Source organism: Streptomyces sparsogenes subsp. cuspidosporus, assembly GCF_039532705.1.
GTDB classification, from domain to species: domain Bacteria; phylum Actinomycetota; class Actinomycetes; order Streptomycetales; family Streptomycetaceae; genus Streptomyces; species Streptomyces sparsogenes.
Map to the genome: position 1 here is coordinate 14,346 of NZ_BAAASD010000045.1, position 16,420 is coordinate 30,765.

The 16,420-nt window shown below is 74.8% G+C and carries 7 protein-coding genes; 1 reads left to right on the forward strand and 6 read right to left on the reverse strand.

All coding sequences use genetic code 11. The features are described 5' to 3' along the window. Positions 1-88: 88 nt before the first annotated feature. From ABFY07_RS35330 to ABFY07_RS35350, 5 genes are all read right to left on the reverse strand, one after another. On the reverse strand, positions 89-1,342 hold the full coding sequence (locus ABFY07_RS35330; protein ID WP_346178420.1) for a cytochrome P450: 1,254 nt from the start codon (positions 1,340-1,342) through the stop codon (positions 89-91). 42 nt (positions 1,343-1,384) lie between these two features. Next, positions 1,385-2,155, reverse strand: a complete 771-nt coding sequence (locus ABFY07_RS35335; RefSeq protein WP_346178421.1) for an SDR family NAD(P)-dependent oxidoreductase — start codon at positions 2,153-2,155, stop codon at positions 1,385-1,387. 40 nt (positions 2,156-2,195) lie between these two features. Further along, positions 2,196-3,275, reverse strand: coding sequence for a guanitoxin biosynthesis L-enduracididine beta-hydroxylase GntD (gene gntD, locus ABFY07_RS35340; RefSeq protein WP_346178422.1), 1,080 nt, complete (start codon positions 3,273-3,275; stop codon positions 2,196-2,198). A gap of 191 nt (positions 3,276-3,466) precedes the next feature. Then, positions 3,467-10,045, reverse strand: a complete 6,579-nt coding sequence (locus tag ABFY07_RS35345; RefSeq protein ID WP_346178423.1) for an amino acid adenylation domain-containing protein — start codon at positions 10,043-10,045, stop codon at positions 3,467-3,469. Next, a complete protein-coding gene (locus tag ABFY07_RS35350) occupies positions 10,042-13,377 on the reverse strand; it encodes an amino acid adenylation domain-containing protein (RefSeq protein ID WP_346178424.1) in 3,336 nt (1,111 codons plus the stop codon). The genes ABFY07_RS35345 and ABFY07_RS35350 overlap by 4 nt, the downstream gene beginning before the upstream one ends. 219 nt (positions 13,378-13,596) lie before the next feature. On the opposite strand from ABFY07_RS35350, the gene ABFY07_RS35355 reads away from it, so the two are divergent. After that, entirely contained in the window at positions 13,597-15,231 is a 1,635-nt protein-coding gene (locus ABFY07_RS35355; RefSeq protein WP_346178425.1) for an AMP-binding protein, read from the forward strand. Positions 15,232-15,324: 93 nt separating this feature from the next. Here the strand turns inward: ABFY07_RS35355 and ABFY07_RS35360 are convergent, their stop codons facing one another. Next, positions 15,325-16,341 (reverse strand): diiron oxygenase, encoded by a 1,017-nt coding sequence (locus tag ABFY07_RS35360; protein ID WP_346178426.1) that lies wholly within the window; start codon positions 16,339-16,341, stop codon positions 15,325-15,327. Between the last annotated feature and the right edge of the window lie 79 nt (positions 16,342-16,420).

The following is a 16,420-nucleotide window of genomic DNA, read 5'->3' on the forward strand; positions in this document are numbered from 1 at the left end:
CTCCCAGGCAACGGGCCCGGCAAGCACACGGCAACTCGCCGCCACCGGGGGTGCGCTTCCGCCGAACTGCCGCCGGGATGCCCATGGGTCAGCGGTCGCCGTCGCGGCCCGTGGGCCGTTCCCCGGTCAGGGCCACCGGCAGCGCGGACATGCCGCTCAGGAAGTTGGAGTACACGTATCGCGGCTCGCCCGCGGGCTCGGCGGAGGCGACCAGCTCCACCAGGCTCTCCAGGAGGGCCGTCAGCTCGGCGCGGGCCAGGAAGGAGCCGAGGCAGAAGTGCGAGCCGTGGGCGAACGACAGGTGTTTGTTGGGGGTGCGGGCCAGGTCGAAGTCGTCGGGCCGGTCGAAGACCCGCTCGTCGCGGTTGGCGGAGGCGAGCCAGGTGACGACGATGTCGCCCGCCTCGACGAACCGGTCCTCCAGGAGCACGTCCCGGGTGGCGGTGCGGCCGCTGTGCAGGGCCGGGGTGGTCCAGCGCAGCACCTCCTCGACGGCCGATGCCACCTCGACCCGGCCGGTCTTGAGCGCCCGCCACTGCTCGCCGTGTTCCATCAGCGCGTGCAGGCCGCCGATCATCGCGAAGCGGGTGGTCTCGTGTCCGCCCATGATGATGCTGTAGCAGTTGAAGACGATCTCCTCGTGGGTCAGCGGCCGGCCGTCGATCTCCTTGGTGACCAGCAGGCTGACCACGTCGTCGTACGGCTTGGCGCGGCGCTGGGCGGCCAGTTCGGAGAAGTAGAGCAGCAGGCCGTTCCGGGACGACCAGGTCGCCTCCTCGGTGGGGGCGCCGTCGGCGGAGGACAGCGCGGAGGAGGTGAGCTCGATGATGTGCCGGCGTTCGGCGGCCGGCACGCCGAGCAGGTCGCAGATGGCGGCGAGCGGGATGTGCGCGGCCACGTCCTCGGCGAAGTCCACCTGGCCCCGCTCCACCGCCTCCTCGACCAGCGCCCGGGTGGAGCGCCGGACGCTGTCGACCACCACGCCCAGGGAGCGTGGCGAGAACGGCTTGAGCAGGGCGCTGCGCAGCGCCTGGTGCGGGCGGCCGTCGGTGACGGCGAGCATCTGCCCGGCCGCCGAGTCGCCGCCGGCGAGCAGGGTGTCGAGCACATTGCCGCGTTCGGAGGTGAAGGTCTCGCTGTCGCTGAGCACCGAGACCACGTCGGCGTAGCCGCTCACCGCCCAGAAGCCGGGGCCGCGCGCGGTCTCGGGCTGCCAGTGCACGGGGGCCTCGGCGCGCAGCCGGCGCCACAGCGGGCCGAGGTCGTGGTCGGCGTGCAGCAGGGGGTCGGCGAGGTCCAGGTGGTCGAGCGGTTCCGGGGCGAGCGCCGGGCGGGTGTCCATGGTTGTTCCTCGACTCGGTGGCGGGATGGCTCGGGGGTGCGCTCAGCCGAGCGGCTTGGTGGGGCCGGGGAAGAACGCGGTGGTGGCCCCGGCGGTCTCGGCGCCGTCCACCACGAACTGCTGGCCCGAGACGAAGGACGCCTGGGGGGAGGCCAGGAAGTGGAAGACGTCCGCGATCTCCTCGGGGAGGGCGTGGCGGCGGGCGGGGATGCGCTCGTTGACCTCCTGGAGCATGGCGTCGGTGTACTCGGCGCGCTGCATGGGGGTCAGGACGGCGCCCGGCGCCACGCAGGCGGTCCTGATCAGGGGGGACAGTTCGACGGCGAAGGTCTGGCAGAGCGAGGCCACCCCCGCCTTGCTGGCGTTGTAGTCCGCGTAGAGCGGGTAGCCGCGGGAGCCGTTGACGGACGCGGTGGCGAGCAGCACGCCCTCGCCCCGGCGCAGCATGTGCGGGACGGCGTGGCGCCACAGCGCGAGGACGCCCATCAGGTTGACGTCCAGGGTGCGCCGCGCCTCCTCCTCGGTGAGGTCGAGGATGCCGTGGCGGACGCTGATGCCGGCGTTGGCGATGACGACGTCGAGGCGGCCCCGCTCGGCGTGCACCCGGTCCACGGCGTCCCGGACGCCGGCCCAGTCGGCGACGTCCAGCTCGATCCAGCGGACGTGGCCCCCGCCCTCGCGGGGGCCTTCCCGCGTGCCCGGGGCGGGCGGCTGGATGTCGAGGTTGACCACGTAGTCGCCGGAGCGGGCGAACCGCTCCGCGGTGGCCTGGCCGATGCCGCTGGACGCGCCGGACACGATGACGGTGCGCATGGGAGGTGGCTGCCTTTCTGCGGGAGCCCGCGGGGCGGGGTCAGACGATGACACGGGGGTGTTCCAGCGCGTAGCCGCTGAGGTTGCGCCGCAGGTTGCGGCTGACGGTGAGCTTCTTGAGCCAGCGGTCGGTCCCGTCGTACCGCGGGGTGAAGGGGCGGCGGCCGTGTACGGCCCGGTAGTTGTCCACGATCAGCAGCGAGCCGGGGCCCACCACGATCTCCCGCTGGACGCGCCGTAGTTCGTCCATGAGCCGGTCGAGCGCGGCGGCGGCCTCGATGTCGTCGGAGGCCACGCGCATGAAGGGCCGGTCGATGCGCAGGTACGGGTTGAGCCGGTCGCCGAAGAGCACGGCGGTGGGCACGGGCCGGTTCACCATGGCGTACAGCCTGGCCAGCGCGGGGTGGCCGGGCGCGGACGTCTCGAGCTGCCGGATGTGTTCGCTGTCCGGCAGGATGTGGAAGCGCTCCTCGGCGAGCACGGTGCGGTCGTGGTCGCTCAGCCGTACGTCGCGGACGGACGCCACGACGGTGGGCACCCGGTCGGGGTTGCGCAGGCCGAACAGCAGCAGGTAGTCGCAGCGGTTGGGGTGGAATCCGTCCTCGGTGTGGAACTCCAGCAGGCTCTCGCTGCCGTAGCCGCTCTGGCGCTGTTCGTCGCCGCGGATGGGCAGGATGTTCTGGATGATGCGGCCCTCCTGGAGGGTCACCCAGCCGAACGGGTCGCCCAGCGCCATTCCGCACATCGCCAGCCACAGCTCTTGGGCCCTGGCCGTGTCGCCGTCGATGGCCTGGCGCCAGTGGCCGGGGGTGGGGCCGATCCGGGTGTCGTCCACCGGGAAGCCGTGCACCAGGCAGGCGGCCGTGGACTCGGTGCGGCGGTAGGAGAGGAGGAAGCCGCGCAGTCCGGGGGGCAGCAGTTCCTCCGCCGCGTGGTCCCGGTCGTAGAACTCCGGCAGGCCGGGCGCGCCGTGGGTGTCGCCGAGCCGGGCCGCGGCGGCCCGCAGCGCGGCGGCCTCGGCTGCGTCGAGGCGGTATTCGAGGGGGGTGTCGGGTCCGCCGGGGTCCCGGTCGGCCGCCCCGGGGCGGAGGGCGTGGGCAGCAGGGTAGGTGCTCGTCATGGCGATGGTCCTCCACCGGGGTCGTGACCGCGCGGGTCGTCCGTCGTTCGGTCCTGTGCGCCCCGCGCGTCGCCGCCGGGCCGCGTGGTGGTGCCTCACTGGGCCGGCCGAGCAGGGTCCCGGCCGTCGTCGGCCCAGTGGTGGTGCGGGCGGTGGCCGGGGGCGTGTCCGGCCACCGCCGAGGGGGGAGTTCAGACGGGTTCCTGCCAGTCGGACGCGAACGCGTCGAACTCGTGCTGGTCCAGGGTGATCAGCGGCTCCTCCGGGCCGGCCGCGTCCGCGTCCGGGGCCGGGGCGAGCTCCTTGACCGCGGTGGCGAGCGCCGCCACGGTCTTGTGGGTGAACACGTCGCGCGGCGCCATGTCCAGGCCGTCCGCGTGGGCGAGGGTGACGAGCTTGATCGAGCTGATCGAGTCGCCGCCGAGGTCGAAGAAGCTGTCGTCGATGCCCACCCGCTCCACCTGGAGCGCCTGCGCGAACAGCGCGCACAGCCGCTCCTCGCGGGCGGTGCGGGGGGCCCGGCTCTCGGGGGTGCCGGTGAAGTCGGGCGCGGGCAGGGCGTCCCGGTCGAGCTTGCCGCTGGGCGTGACCGGCAGCCGGTCCAGGACGACGACGGCCGCGGGCACCATGTGGTCGGGCAGGGCGGCGGCGGCCCGGCGGCGCAGGTCCGCGGGGTCCGGCCGGGCGCCCGGGGCCGGGGCCGCGTACGCCACCAGCAGCGGCCGGCCGGGCCGGTCCTCGCGGACCACGACGGCCGCCCGGGCGACGGCGGGGTCGTCGGCCAGCACCGTCTCGATCTCGCCCGGCTCGATCCGGAAGCCGCGCACCTTGACCTGCTGGTCGGCCCGGCCCAGGTATTCCAGGGTGCCGTCCGGCGTGCGGCGGGCCAGGTCGCCGGTGCGGTACATCCGCGACCCGGGCGGGCCGTACGGGTCGGCGACGAAGCGTTCCGCGGTGAGCCGGGCCTGGCGCAGATAGCCGCGGGCGAGCCCCTCCCCCGCCAGATACAGCTCGCCGGGCGCGCCCACCGCCGCCGGGCGCAGCGCGCCGTCGAGCAGGTAGACGCGGGCCCCCGCGACCGGGTCGCCGAGCGGCGGCCTGGTCCGGCCCGCCAGCGGGCGGCTCATCGTGGCCATGACGGTCGCCTCGGTCGGGCCGTAGGCGTTGACCATGCGGCGCCCGGCCGACCAGCGTTCGACCAGCTCGGGCGGGCAGGCCTCGCCACCGACGACGAGGGTGACCCCGGGGGGCAGGCCGTCCTCGGGCATCACGGCGAGCGAGGACGGGGGGAGCAGGAGCGCGGTCACGCCGTGCCGGGCCACGGTGGCCGCCAGGGCCGGGCCGGGCAGCAGCTCGTCGGGTTCCGCGACGACCGCGCTCGCCCCGGTCAGCAGGGCGGTGGCCAGTTCCCACACCGAGGCGTCGAAGCTGGGCGAGGCGAACAGCAGCACCCGCTCGTCGGCGCGCTGCGCCAGGCCGGTGCGCTGCTGGGCGACCAGGGCGGGGATGCCCAGGTGGGAGACCAGCACGCCCTTGGGGCGGCCGGTCGAGCCGGAGGTGTAGATGAGGTACGCGGTGTTCCCGGGCCGCAGCGGGGCCACCCGGTCGGCGTCGGTCAGGTCCTCGCCCGACAGCCCGGCGGCCAACTCGGCGGCCGCATCGGCCCGTTGGGAGGCGTCGGCGGCGGTGTCCGTACCGTCCGTGCCGTCCGTACCGTCCAGGCACAGGGTGGCCCGGGCGCCCGCCTCGGCCATCGGCCCGGCCGCCTCGGCGGTGGTCAGGACGAGGGCGGGCCGGGCGTCGGCGATGACGTGGCGCAGCCGCTCCGGTGGGTACCGCAGGTCCAGCGGCAGGTAGGCGGCCCCGGCCTTGAGGACGGCCAGGACGGCCAGGACGGAGCGGGCCGACTTGGGGACCGCGACCGCGACGATGTCCTCGGGGCCGATGCCGCGGGCCACCAGCGCGCGGGCCAGCCGGTTGGCCCGCGTGTTGAGCTCGCCGTAGCTGATGGCCGACTCGCCGTCGTACACGGCGATGGCCTCGGGGCGGGCGCGCACCCGTTCCTCGAAGAGCCCGGGGAAGGTGGCGCGCGCACCGGGGTGCGCGGGCCCGTCGGCGGCCGTGCGGAAGCGGTCGTGTTCCCGTGCGGTGAGCAGGTCGAGGCGGCCGAGGGGCACCGCCGGGTCCGCCACGAAGCCGTCGAGGACGGTGCGTACCCGGGCCAGCAGGTCCTGGCACTCCTCGGCGGTGAACAGGTCGGCGCGGTAGCTGAGTTCGAGGCTCATGCGCTCGCCTGGCACCACGACCAGGCTGAGCGGGTAGTGGGTGGCGCCGGGCACGGGCCGGTCGTCGACGGAGATCCGCAGGCCGGGGACGTGTTTTTGGACGGCGTCGCCGTCCACGGGGGTGTTCTCGAACCCGACGACGGTGTCGAAGAGTTCGCCGAGGCCCAGGGCCCGCTGCACTTCGGTGAGGCCCAGGTGCTGGTACGGGCCCAGCTCGGCCTGTTGGTGCTGGAGGTCGGCCAGGACCCGGCCGAGCGGCCGTGCCGGGTCGAGCCGCACCCGGACCGCCACGGTGTTCATGAGCAGGCCGACGATGTCCTCGGAGCCCGGCAGCTCGGGCGGGCGTCCGGCGCAGGTCGCGCCGAACACCACGTCCTCGCGGCCCAGCAGGTGGCCGAGTGCCACCGCCCAGGCGCCCTGGACCACCGTGTTGAGCGTCAGTCCGGCGGCGCGGGCCGCGGTGGACAGCGCCGCGGTGTGCTCCGGGTCCAGAAGCTCCGTCGCCAGGTGCGGGACGGTCGCGGCGGCGGCCTCGGCGTCGGGGGCCACGAGTGTGGGCTCGTCCAGCCGGTCCAGTGCCTCGGCCCAGGCCCGCTCGGCCCGCTCGGTGTCCTGGCCGTCCAGCCAGCGGAGGTAGTCGGAGAACTGCGCCGGTGGCGGGCCCTGTTCCGGGTCCGCCCGGCCGCCGCGGGCGTAGAGGGCGAACAGGTCGCGGAAGAAGAGCGGCAGCGACCAGCCGTCCAGCAGCCCGTGGTGGTACGACACCAGCAGCAGGTGGTCGTCGGGGGCGAGCCGGACCAGGGTGACCCGCAGCAGTGGCGGCTCCGCGAGGTCGAAGCGGTGCAGCCGGTCCTCGTCGATCAGCTCGGCGAGGCGGGTGCGGCGCTCGTCCTCGCCGAGGGCGGAGAGGTCGGCCTCCCGCCACGGCACGCGCATCCCCTCGTGCACGACCTGGACCAGCCGGCCCGTGCCCAGCAGGGTGAAGGAGACCCGCAGGGCGCAGTGGCGGGCGACGAGCGCCTCGACGGCCTGGCGCAGCGCGGCGGGGGCGAGCGGGCCCTCGAGCCGTACCGGGGCCTGGGCCGTGTAGACGTCCACGCCGTCGGCGGCCAGCATCGCGTGGAAGTGCATGCCCTGCTGCAGCGGCGTCAGCGGCAGCACGTCGGCGGGCCGGTGGCCGCGCTCGGCCAGCTCCGCGCGTTCGGCGTCGGTGAGCGGGACCAGCGGGCCCTCGGTCGCGGCCGTGGCCTCCCCGCTCCGCGCCTCCCCCCGCGCGCCGGTGTCCTCGGCCACGTCGGCGAGCCGGGCGATGGTCTTGTGGAGGAAGACGTCCTTGGTGCTGAGGGCCAGCCCGGCCCGGTGGGCGCGGGCCGCCAGCTGCATGGCGATGATCGAGTCGCCGCCGAGGTCGAAGAAGCTGTCGTCCACGCCGATCCGCCCCCCGCCGAGCACCTCGGTGAACACCTCGTGCAGCACCCGCTCCCGGTCGGAGGCGGGCGCCCGGTAGGCGCCAACGGCCTGGAACGTGGGGGCCGGCAGCGCGGCACGGTCCACCTTGCCGTTGGGGGTGAGCGGGATGTCCTCGACGACCATGATCCGGGCCGGGACCATGTACGCCGGGAGCCGCCGCGCCACGGACGCGCGCAGCGCGGCCGGGTCGGGGCGCGCCGGGGAGCCGGGACGGGGGCGGACGTAACCCACGACGCGCCGGGTCCCCGACGGGTCGGCGGACACCGCCGCCACGGCCTGCCCCACGGAGGGGTCCGCCGCCAGGGCGGCCTCGATCTCGCCCAGTTCGATGCGGTGGCCGCGTATCTTGACCTGCGAGTCGACTCGCCCGCGGTACTCCACGGCCCCGTCCGGGCGGCGGCGCCCCAGATCTCCGGTGCGGTACATGCGGGCGCCCGGGGGGCCGAACACATCGGCCACGAACCGCTCGGCGGTCAGGCCGGGTCGTCCCAGATAGCCGCGGGCGACCCCGTCACCGGCGATGTACAGCTCGCCGACCACCCCGGGCGGCACCGGCCGCAGGAACTCGTCGAGCACATACACCCGGGCGTTGTCGGCGGGGACGCCGATGGCGGGCCGGCCGACGGCGTCCCCGCCGTCGTGGTGCCAGAACATCGCGTCCACCGTGCACTCGGCGGGCCCGTAGAGGTTGTACACCGACAGGCCCGGCACCCCGTGCAGTTCGGTCCACAGGTCGTCCGGGACCTCCTCGCCGCCGAGCGCCAGGACACTCACCCGGTGGCGCTCCCCCGAGGCCGCGAACATGCCCGCCGCCAGCATCTGCCGGGCCACCGACGGCGTGGTGTCGAGGACGTCCACCGCGGCCCCCACGGCGTGTTCGACGAGCGCCCGGGAGTCCCGGCGGACGGTGTCGTCGACGATGTGCAGCTCGTGCCCGGCGACCATCCACAGCAGCTGGCTGAAGGAGGCGTCGAAGCCGAGCGAGTTGGTGAGCGCGGCGCGCAGTGGCCGGCCTCCCGCCCGGGTCCGCTCCGGCTCGAAGAAGTTGGCCCGGTGGCTGTGGAACATGTTGGCCAGGTTGCCGTGTTCGACGGCGACGCCCTTGGGGCGGCCGGTGGAGCCGGAGGTGTAGATCACATACGCCAGGTGGCCGGGGCGCAGCGCGCCGGCGCGGTCGCCGTCGTCGAGGTCGGTGGGGTCCTCGGGCAGCGCGGCCTCGTCGAGCAGCAGGGTCCGTACCCCCTCGGGCACGGCCCGCGCGGTGGCGGCGGTGGCCAGGACGAGGGCGGGGCCGGCCTCGGCGCAGATCGCCGCGATCCGCTCCGGCGGGTGCTCGGTGTCGATCGGCAGATAGCCGGCCCCCGACTTCCACACCGCGAGGATCGCCGCCACCGCCGCCGCGGTGCGGGGCAGGGCGACGCCGATGAGACGGTCGGGCCGCGCGCCCTCGGCGACGAGCAGCCGGGCGAGCCGGTTGGCGTCGGCGTTGAGCCGCTCGAAGGTCAGGCTCGCCGTGCCGTCGCTGACCGCGACCGCGTGGGGTGTCGCGCGGACCCGCGCCTCGAACAGCTCGGGCAGGGCCTGGGGCGGGTGGGGCGCGGTCCGGCCGCTGGACGCCCGCAGGATGTGCCGCCGCTCGGCGTCGGAGCACCCGGGCAGCCGCCCCGCCGGCAGGTCGGGCCGGTCGGCGAGGTCCCGTATCACGGCGCACAGCCGGTCCAGCACCTCGGCCGCGGCCTCGCCGATGTAGACGTCGTCGCGGTAGTTGAGTTCGAAGCGGAGCCGCTCGCCGGGGTGGACGGCGAGGCTCAGCGGGTAGTGGGTGCCCTCGAACGCGTCCTCCACGGCGTCCCGGAGCAGGCTGACCGCGAGCCCGGGCACCTCGGCGCCCTGGACTGCGTGTTCGACGGGGACGTTCTCGAAGGCGACGGTGGTGTCGAAGAGCTCGCCGACCCCGGCGGCGCGGTGGATGTCCGCGAGGCCGAGGTAGTCGTGTCCGGTCAGGGCCGCCTGCTCGCGCTGGATACGGGCCAGCAGGTCGGCCACCGGCTCGGCCGGGTCGATCCGCACCCGGGCCGGCACCGTGTTCATCATCAGGCCCACCATGCGCTCGCTGCCCGGGAGCTGGGGCGGGCGCCCGGCGACGGTGTTGCCGTAGACGACGTCCCGCCGCCCGGTGAGCCGGGTCAGCAGCAGCGCCCACGCGCACTGGACCAGGGTGTTGGTGGTCAGCTCCCGCGACCGGGCCGCGGCGGTCACCCGCGCGGTGTCGGCCTCGGACAGCTCCGCGACGACACGCCGCTGGCCGCGGCCGGAGGCGCCGGTGCCTGCCCCGCCGGCCACCAGCGTCGCCCCGTCGAGCCCGGACAGCGCGGCCCGCCAGGCGCGCTCGGCCCCGGCCCGGTCCCGGTCGGACAGCCAGCCGAGGTAGTCGGCGAACGACGGGGCCGCCTCCAGCCGCTCGGCGCTGCCGCCGTCCCCGTAGACGCGGAACAGGTCCGCGAGGACCAGCGGCAGCGACCAGCCGTCCAGCAGGATGTGGTGGTTGGTGAGCACCAGGACGTGGCGGTCGGCCGCCAGCCGCACCAGGGTGAAGCGCAGCAGCGGCGGCTTGGTCATCTCGAAGCGCCGGGAGCGGTCCTCGGCCAGCAGCCGGGTCAGCCGCGCCCGGGACTCGTCGGCGCCGAGGCCGGAGAGGTCCACCTCCTCCCACGGCGGCTCGACCGCCCGGGCGATGGCCTGCACGGCCTCGCCGGAGCGGCGGCGCAGGAACCCGGCGCGCAGACTCGCGTGGCGCGCGGGCAGGGCCAGGCAGGAGCGGCGCAGGACGTCGGTGTCGAGCGCGCCGACCAGTTCCAGGGGGGTCTGCACGGTGTAGAAGTCAACGGACCCGCCGGATCCGCCGGGTTCTCCGGTTCCGCCGCCGGCGGCCCCCTCGTCGAAGAGGGCGTGGAAGAGGATGCCCTGCTGCAACGGCGTGAGCGGCAGCACCGCCTCCAGGGATGTCTGTTTCACGAGGTCTCCCACTGGGCTTCGAGCTCGTCGAGTTCCTCCGCGTCGAGGTGCACCAGGCTCGCGGCGTCGCGCGGTGTCCCGGCTTCCGGGCCGGTGTCCTGGGCCACTTCGGCGAGCCGGGCGATGGTCTTGTGGAGGAAGATGTCGTTGGTGGTGACGACGAGCCCCGCCTCGTGGGCGCGGGCCGCCAGTCGCATGGCGACGACCGAGTCGCCGCCGAGGTCGAAGAAGCTGTCGTCCACGCCGATCCGCGCCGCGCCGAGCACCTCGGTGAACGCCTCGTGCAGCACCCGCTCCCGCTCCGTGCCGGGCGCCCGGTAGGCGCTCGCGGCCTCGAACGCGGGGGCCGGCAGGGCCGCGCGGTCCACCTTGCCGTTCGGCGTGAGCGGGAAGGTGTCGAGCACCACGATCCGGGCCGGGACCATGTACGCGGGGAGCCGGCGCGCCAGGAACTTCCGCAGCCCGGACGCGTCGAGCCCGCCGTACGGCGCCGGGCCGCCGGTGGCGGTGGTGGTGCCGGTGGCGGTGCTCGCTGTGGTGTCGGCGGCCGTGGTCGTAGTGGTGTCGGCGGCGGGTACGGCGTAGGCGACCAGCTGTCTGGTCCCGGGCCGGTCCGCGCGGACGACCGCGACGGCCCCGCCGACGCCGGGGGCCTGGGCGAGCTGGGCCTCGATCTCGCCGAGTTCGATGCGGAAACCCCGCAGCTTGACCTGGCGGTCGGCGCGGCCGAGATACGTCAGCTCGCCGTCCGCCGTCCAGCGGGCCATGTCCCCGGTCCGGTACATCCGCGCGCCGGGCGCCCCGAAGGGGTCGGCGACGAACCGCTCCGCGGTGACCCCGGGCCGGCCGAGGTAGCCGCGGGCGAGCCCGTCGCCGCTCAGGTACACCTCCCCCGCCACCCCGGGCGGCACCGGCCGCAGCGCGGAGTCGAGCAGCCGGAGCCGGCCGCCGGGGACCGAGGAGCCCATGGGCGGCGCGGTCCGGCCGGACAGCGGCCCGGTCTGGGTGGCGATCACCGTGGCCTCGGTGGGGCCGTAGGCGTTGACCATGTGCCGTCCCGGGGACCAGCGGGCGACCAGCTCGGGTGGGCAGGGCTCGGCGCCGACGACCAGATTGACGCCCTTCGGCAGGCCGTCCGGGGGCATGGCCGTGAGCGCGGAGGGGGCGAGCAGCAGGCAGTCGACGCCCAGTTCGGCCACCAGGGCGGCCAGCGGCGGCCCGGGCACCAGGCGTTCGGGCGGGGCGACCACGGCGGCGGCGCCGGTGAGCAGCGCCACGCACAGCTCCCACACCGACGCGTCGAAGCTCGGCGACGCGAACTGCAGCACCCGGGTGTCCGGTCCCAGGCGCAGGAGGTCCGTCTGCTGCCGCAGCAGGGCGGCCAGGCCGGTGTGGGTGACCACCACGCCCTTGGGGCGACCGGTGGAGCCGGAGGTGTAGATGACGTACGCCGGGTGCCCCGGCCTCAGCGGCGCCACGCGGTCGCGGTCGCTGAGGTCGGTATCGGCCAGGTCGGTGCCGATGCCGGTCTCGGTGTCCGTGTCCGGGTCCGTGGCCGTGGCGTGACCGGCTCCGTCCAGGTAGAGCCGGGGCACACCGGAGGCCAGTGTGCCGTCGTCGGCGGCCCGCGTGGTGAGCAGCATCAGCGGCTCGGTGTCCGCCAGCATGGCGGCGACCCGCTCCCGCGGATAGTCCAGGTCGACCGGGAGGTACGCGGCGCCCGCCTTCATCACCGCGATCACGGCCGTCAGCGCGGCAACGCCACGCGGCAGGGCGACGGCCACCAGGCGCTCGGGGCCCGCTCCCCGCGCCACCAGGGCCCTGGCGAGGCGGTTGGCGCGGGCGTTGAGGCCGGCGTAGTCGAGGCGGGAGGTGGGCGAGAGCACCGCGCAGCCCCGCGGGGTGCGCCGCACCTGGTCCTCGAACAGCTCGGGGAAGGTACGCGGCGTCACGTGCCGCGCCGGACCGGGTGGCAGGCCGACGGCGAGCGCCTCGGTGCGTTCGTCCGCCGTGAGGACGTCCACCCGGGCGAGCGGAAGGTCGGGCGGGGCGGCGAGGAAACGGGTGAGGAAGTCGGTGAACCGCGCCTGGTGCGCGGCCAGTTCCGCGGCGGTGTAGCGGTCGGGGTTGGCCTCGAACTCCACGCGCGCGCCCCGGCCGTCGGGTCCGGGGTGGCAGGTGATGTTGAGGTCGGTGACCGGCCCGCCGGAGAGCGCGGCCAGGCGCGCCTCGCGTCCGGTGAACGCGGTCTCGGAGCCCGCCGGCACGATGTTCACCAGCACGCCGAACAACTGCTCGTCGGTGCCGAGCAGGCGCAGGTCGCGGCGGAGCTCGTCGTACGGGTAGCGCTGGTGGGTGAGGAGTTCGCCGAGCCGCCGCGCCACCTGCCGGACCAGCGGTGTCCTGCCCTCGGCGGGGCTGACGGCCAGCCGCAGCGGGAGCGTGTTCGAGAGCATGCCGGGCACGTCGCGCGACCGGGCGCCGAGCCGTGCGGTGACCGGGACGCCGAGGGTGAGGTCCTGGGCCCCGGTCATGCCCTGGAGATACGCGGCGACGGCCGCCAGCATCGGCACCGTCCACGGGGCGCGGGCGTCCCGCCCCGCGCTCTGCAGGGCCCGCAGTTCGGCCTGTGAGAGGACCGTCGTCGCCGACAGGGCGCGCCCCGCGGCGCCGGTCGGCACCCCTTGGGCGAGCGAGGCGGTCTCGGGCCGGTCGGCGAGGACACCGTTCCAGTAGTCCCGGTCCGCGGTGTAGTCGTCCGAGGCGCGGTAGTCCGCCTCCTCCGCCAGCAGGTCCACGAGGCGGCCCAGCGGCTCGCCCGCCGGCTCGGTCCCGGCGGCCAGGGCCTCGTAGACGGTGGCGATCCTGCGCGAGTGCAGCACCGAGCCGAACGCGTCGGACAGGATGTGGTGGCTGCGCTGGTACCACAGGTGGTGGTCGGGCCCGATCCGCATGAGGACGTGCCCGGACAGCGTGTCGCGGAGCGGGTCGCGCGCGGTGGCGCGGTCCCGTTCGACCAGCGCCCGGGCCGTGGTGAGGGCGTCCGGGTCCCCGCTGAGGTCGATCTCCCGCCACGTCGAGCGGCCGGGGGCGACCGGCCGCTGGTAGAGGCCGTCCGGACGCTCCACCAGCTCGACGTCCCAGCTGCCGCTCTCGCCCTCCGCGTGGCGGATCGCCCGGCGCAGCAGTTCCCCGTCCAGCGGCCCGCGGACCTCCATGACGGCCACGGTGTTGTAGGCCGGGTTGTCCGGCTGGAGGCGCTGGGCGTGGAAGACACCCCTCTGGGCGGCCGTGAGCGGGAGCAGGCCGTGCTCGGCGTCGGGTGAAGTCATCGGGTTCGTAACCGCTCTCTCGTGCACCGGACCGTGAAGCTCGGATCTCGGTCGATGCTGCATCGGCGCACGGCCGCTCACCAGGCAATCGACCGGCAATCGCGGTTGCTGGTCGAAATGCCGCCCGGGCCGGGGCGAGTTACCGGCCGCTTGCCTGGTGGCCGCGCGGGCCGCGTGGCGATGCTGTGCGGCGGTGCACTCCCGGAAAGGACGAGGACGTTGGGTATTCCGGATCGGGGCCTGCTCGACTGGCTGGACGAGGCGTCCACCGAGCGTGGCCTGTACTACGCGAACGACGACGACGGCTGGGACTTCTGGTCCTACCGCGACCTGGGCCGGCTGGTGCTGCGCACCGCCGCCGCGCTGCGGGCGAACGGGATCGGCCGGGGCGATGTGGTGGCGCTGGTGCAGCGCTCCAGCCCGGGTTTCGTGGCCGGGTTCTTCGGCGCGCTGGCCGCCGGCGCGACACCGTGTTCCCTCGCCCCGCCGTTCGCCTTCCAGCGTGCGGACGAGTACGAGAAGCACGCCGCGCATCTGCTGCGTACCGTCCGGCCCGGGGCCGTGGTCTGCGACGACGAGTCGCTGGAGCGGATGGCCAAGGTGGCCGCGGAGGTGGGCCTCGGCGCACCGGTCGCCTTCGACGGCCTGGTGGCGGACACCGAGCCGCTGGAGCGGCCGCTGCCGGTGCCCGAGACCGCGCTGGTGCAGTTCACCTCGGGGTCGAGCGGTTTCTCGCGCGGGGTGCGGATCTCCGCCGAGGCGCTGCGGACCAACATCTCGGGGATGGGCACCTGGCTGGGCTGCGCGCCGGAGCGCCCCGCGGCGAGCTGGCTGCCGGTCCATCACGACATGGGCCTCGTCGGCTTCCTGCTGAACGTCGTCGTCACCGGCTTCGACGGGTGGATGTTCCAGCCGGACGACTTCATCCGCTCGCCGCTGCGCTATCTGCGCTGCCTCAGCGACCGGCGCATCGTCATGACGGCCATGCCCAACTTCGGCCTGTCGTACATCGCGCGCCGGGTGAGGCCGGCCGATCTGGAGGGGCTGCGCTTCGACGCGCTGCGGGCCGTGATCGTCGGAGCGGAGCGGATCGACCCACGGGTGCTGCGCGACTTCCACGCGCTGCTGGGGCCGCACGGGCTGGACCGCGGCGCGCTGGTCCCCGCGTACGGCAGCGCGGAGGCGACCTTGGCGGTGACCGGTCTGCCCCCGGGCGAGGGCTGGTCGACGGGGCGCCCGGACACCGCGGGCGACGTGGCGTCCCTCGCCGGTACGGCGGTGGTCGGCTGCGGCCGCCCGCTGCCCGGCAGAACGGTGACGATCGTGTCCGAGGACGGCGCGGCCCTCCCGGACGGGCGGGTCGGCGAGATCGTGGTCAGCGGCGTGTCGATCGCGAGCGGGTACGTGGGCGACACCGGCTCGGCCTCGGGGACCAGCCTCGGCGAGCGGGGGCTGCGGACCGGTGACGCGGGGTTCGTGCGGGACGGTCAGCTGTTCGTGATCGGCCGGCTGGGCGACGGGCTCAAGGTGAGCGGGAAGATGGTGTTCGCCGAGAGCCTGGAGGCGCTGTTGCACGAGCGCGGCATCCCGGAGCGCCGGGTGGCCGTCCTGCTCGGGGTCCGCGACGGCAGGCCCACGGCGGTGGCCCTGTTCGCGGCGGCCAGGCCCGGCTGGCGGCGGACCGCCCACGAGGTGCTGTCGGAGTGGCTCGGCGACGCGGAGCTGTTGTCCGCCGAGGTGCCCCGGGGTGGCATCGCGGTGACCTCCAGCGGCAAGCCGCGGCGCCGCGTCATCTGGCGGGCGGTGTGCGCCGGGGAGTTCCCCTCGGCGCTCGGGCCGCTGACGGCGGACTGATCCGGCACACTCCACCGCTGCCCGGCGCGCGGTGCGCGGCGGGCAGCGGTGGAGTGTGCCGGGGTGAGCGCTGGGCCCCCGTTCCAGGTCCGGTCAGCGGGCGGCCATGGTCTCGGGGCGCACCAGGTTCTCCGCGAGCAGCAGCTCCTTCACCCGCTCCGACAGCAGGCCCAGTTGCCGCAGCACATGGATGACCTGCTGGAACAGCAGCTGCCGGTAGGTGGCCATCATCGGGTTGGTGCGGGCGAAGTGCAGCCCCTTGGCCACGTCGAGGTCCATCCGCTCCCACACCTCGCGGAGCATGAAGCGCCGGGACATCAGACGGATGGACTCCAGCAGGAAGTCCTCGCGCTCCCGCAGCTCGGCCGTGGTGGCGTCCGCGTACATGCCGGTGAGGGAGGTGACGCCGAAGGCGATGTGCCGGGCCTCGTCGCTCGCCACCATCTTGGTGATCTGCCGGATCAGCGGGTCGCCGAAGCCACTGCTGGCGAGCCGCAGCCCGGTGATCGCCAGTCCCTCCATGACCACCTGCATGCCGAGGTAGACGATGTCCCACCGGGACTCCGACAGCACATCGCGCAGCAGTGTCCCGAGCCCGGGGTTGACCGGGTAGACGGTGCCGAGTTTCTCGTCCATGTAGCGCGCGAAGGCCTCGACGTGCCGGGCCTCGTCGGCGACCTGGGAGGCGGCGTAGGTCTTGGCGTCCATGTCGGGCACGGTCTCCACCAGCCGGGCGGTGGTCACCAGCGCGCCCTGCTCGCCGTGCAGGAACTGGCTGCACATCCAGGCCTGGTACTCCCAGCGGAACCGGGTGAGCAGTTCGCGCGGCACCGGGCTGCCCTCGCCGACGACGAAGCCGGCGAGCCGGGCGCCGTTCTCCTCGGTCAGCTCGGACCCGAAGCGGACGTCGTGGTCCCAGTCGATGTCGGTCGCGGCGTTCCACTGCGAGGCCTTGTTCTTCTCGTACAGGCTCCACACACGGCTGTCGCGTTTTCCGTAGTCCCAGTTCAGGCACGCCTGGGTGAGGGCCTCGACCTTCATCAGGTCCGCCGTGACGGCGTCCAGGGTGAAGAAGGTGGCGTCGGTTGCCTCGTCGGGAACAGTGGTCATGGGAAGGCGGTCCCCTCAGGCGCAAGGGCAGAACGGTCGGCCCCGATCCTCGCCGCGCGACGCTTCCGCCCTCCAGGCA

Excerpts from the sequence above, each read along its gene's own strand:
- ABFY07_RS35330 (WP_346178420.1), bottom strand. The coding sequence starts at position 1,342 with ATGGACACCCGCCCGGCGCTCGCCCCGGAACCGCTCGACCACCTGGAC.
- ABFY07_RS35335 (WP_346178421.1), bottom strand. The coding sequence starts at position 2,155 with ATGCGCACCGTCATCGTGTCCGGCGCGTCCAGCGGCATCGGCCAGGCC.
- gntD (WP_346178422.1), bottom strand. The coding sequence starts at position 3,275 with ATGACGAGCACCTACCCTGCTGCCCACGCCCTCCGCCCCGGGGCGGCC.
- ABFY07_RS35350 (WP_346178424.1), bottom strand. The coding sequence starts at position 13,377 with ATGACTTCACCCGACGCCGAGCACGGCCTGCTCCCGCTCACGGCCGCC.
- ABFY07_RS35360 (WP_346178426.1), bottom strand. The coding sequence starts at position 16,341 with ATGACCACTGTTCCCGACGAGGCAACCGACGCCACCTTCTTCACCCTG.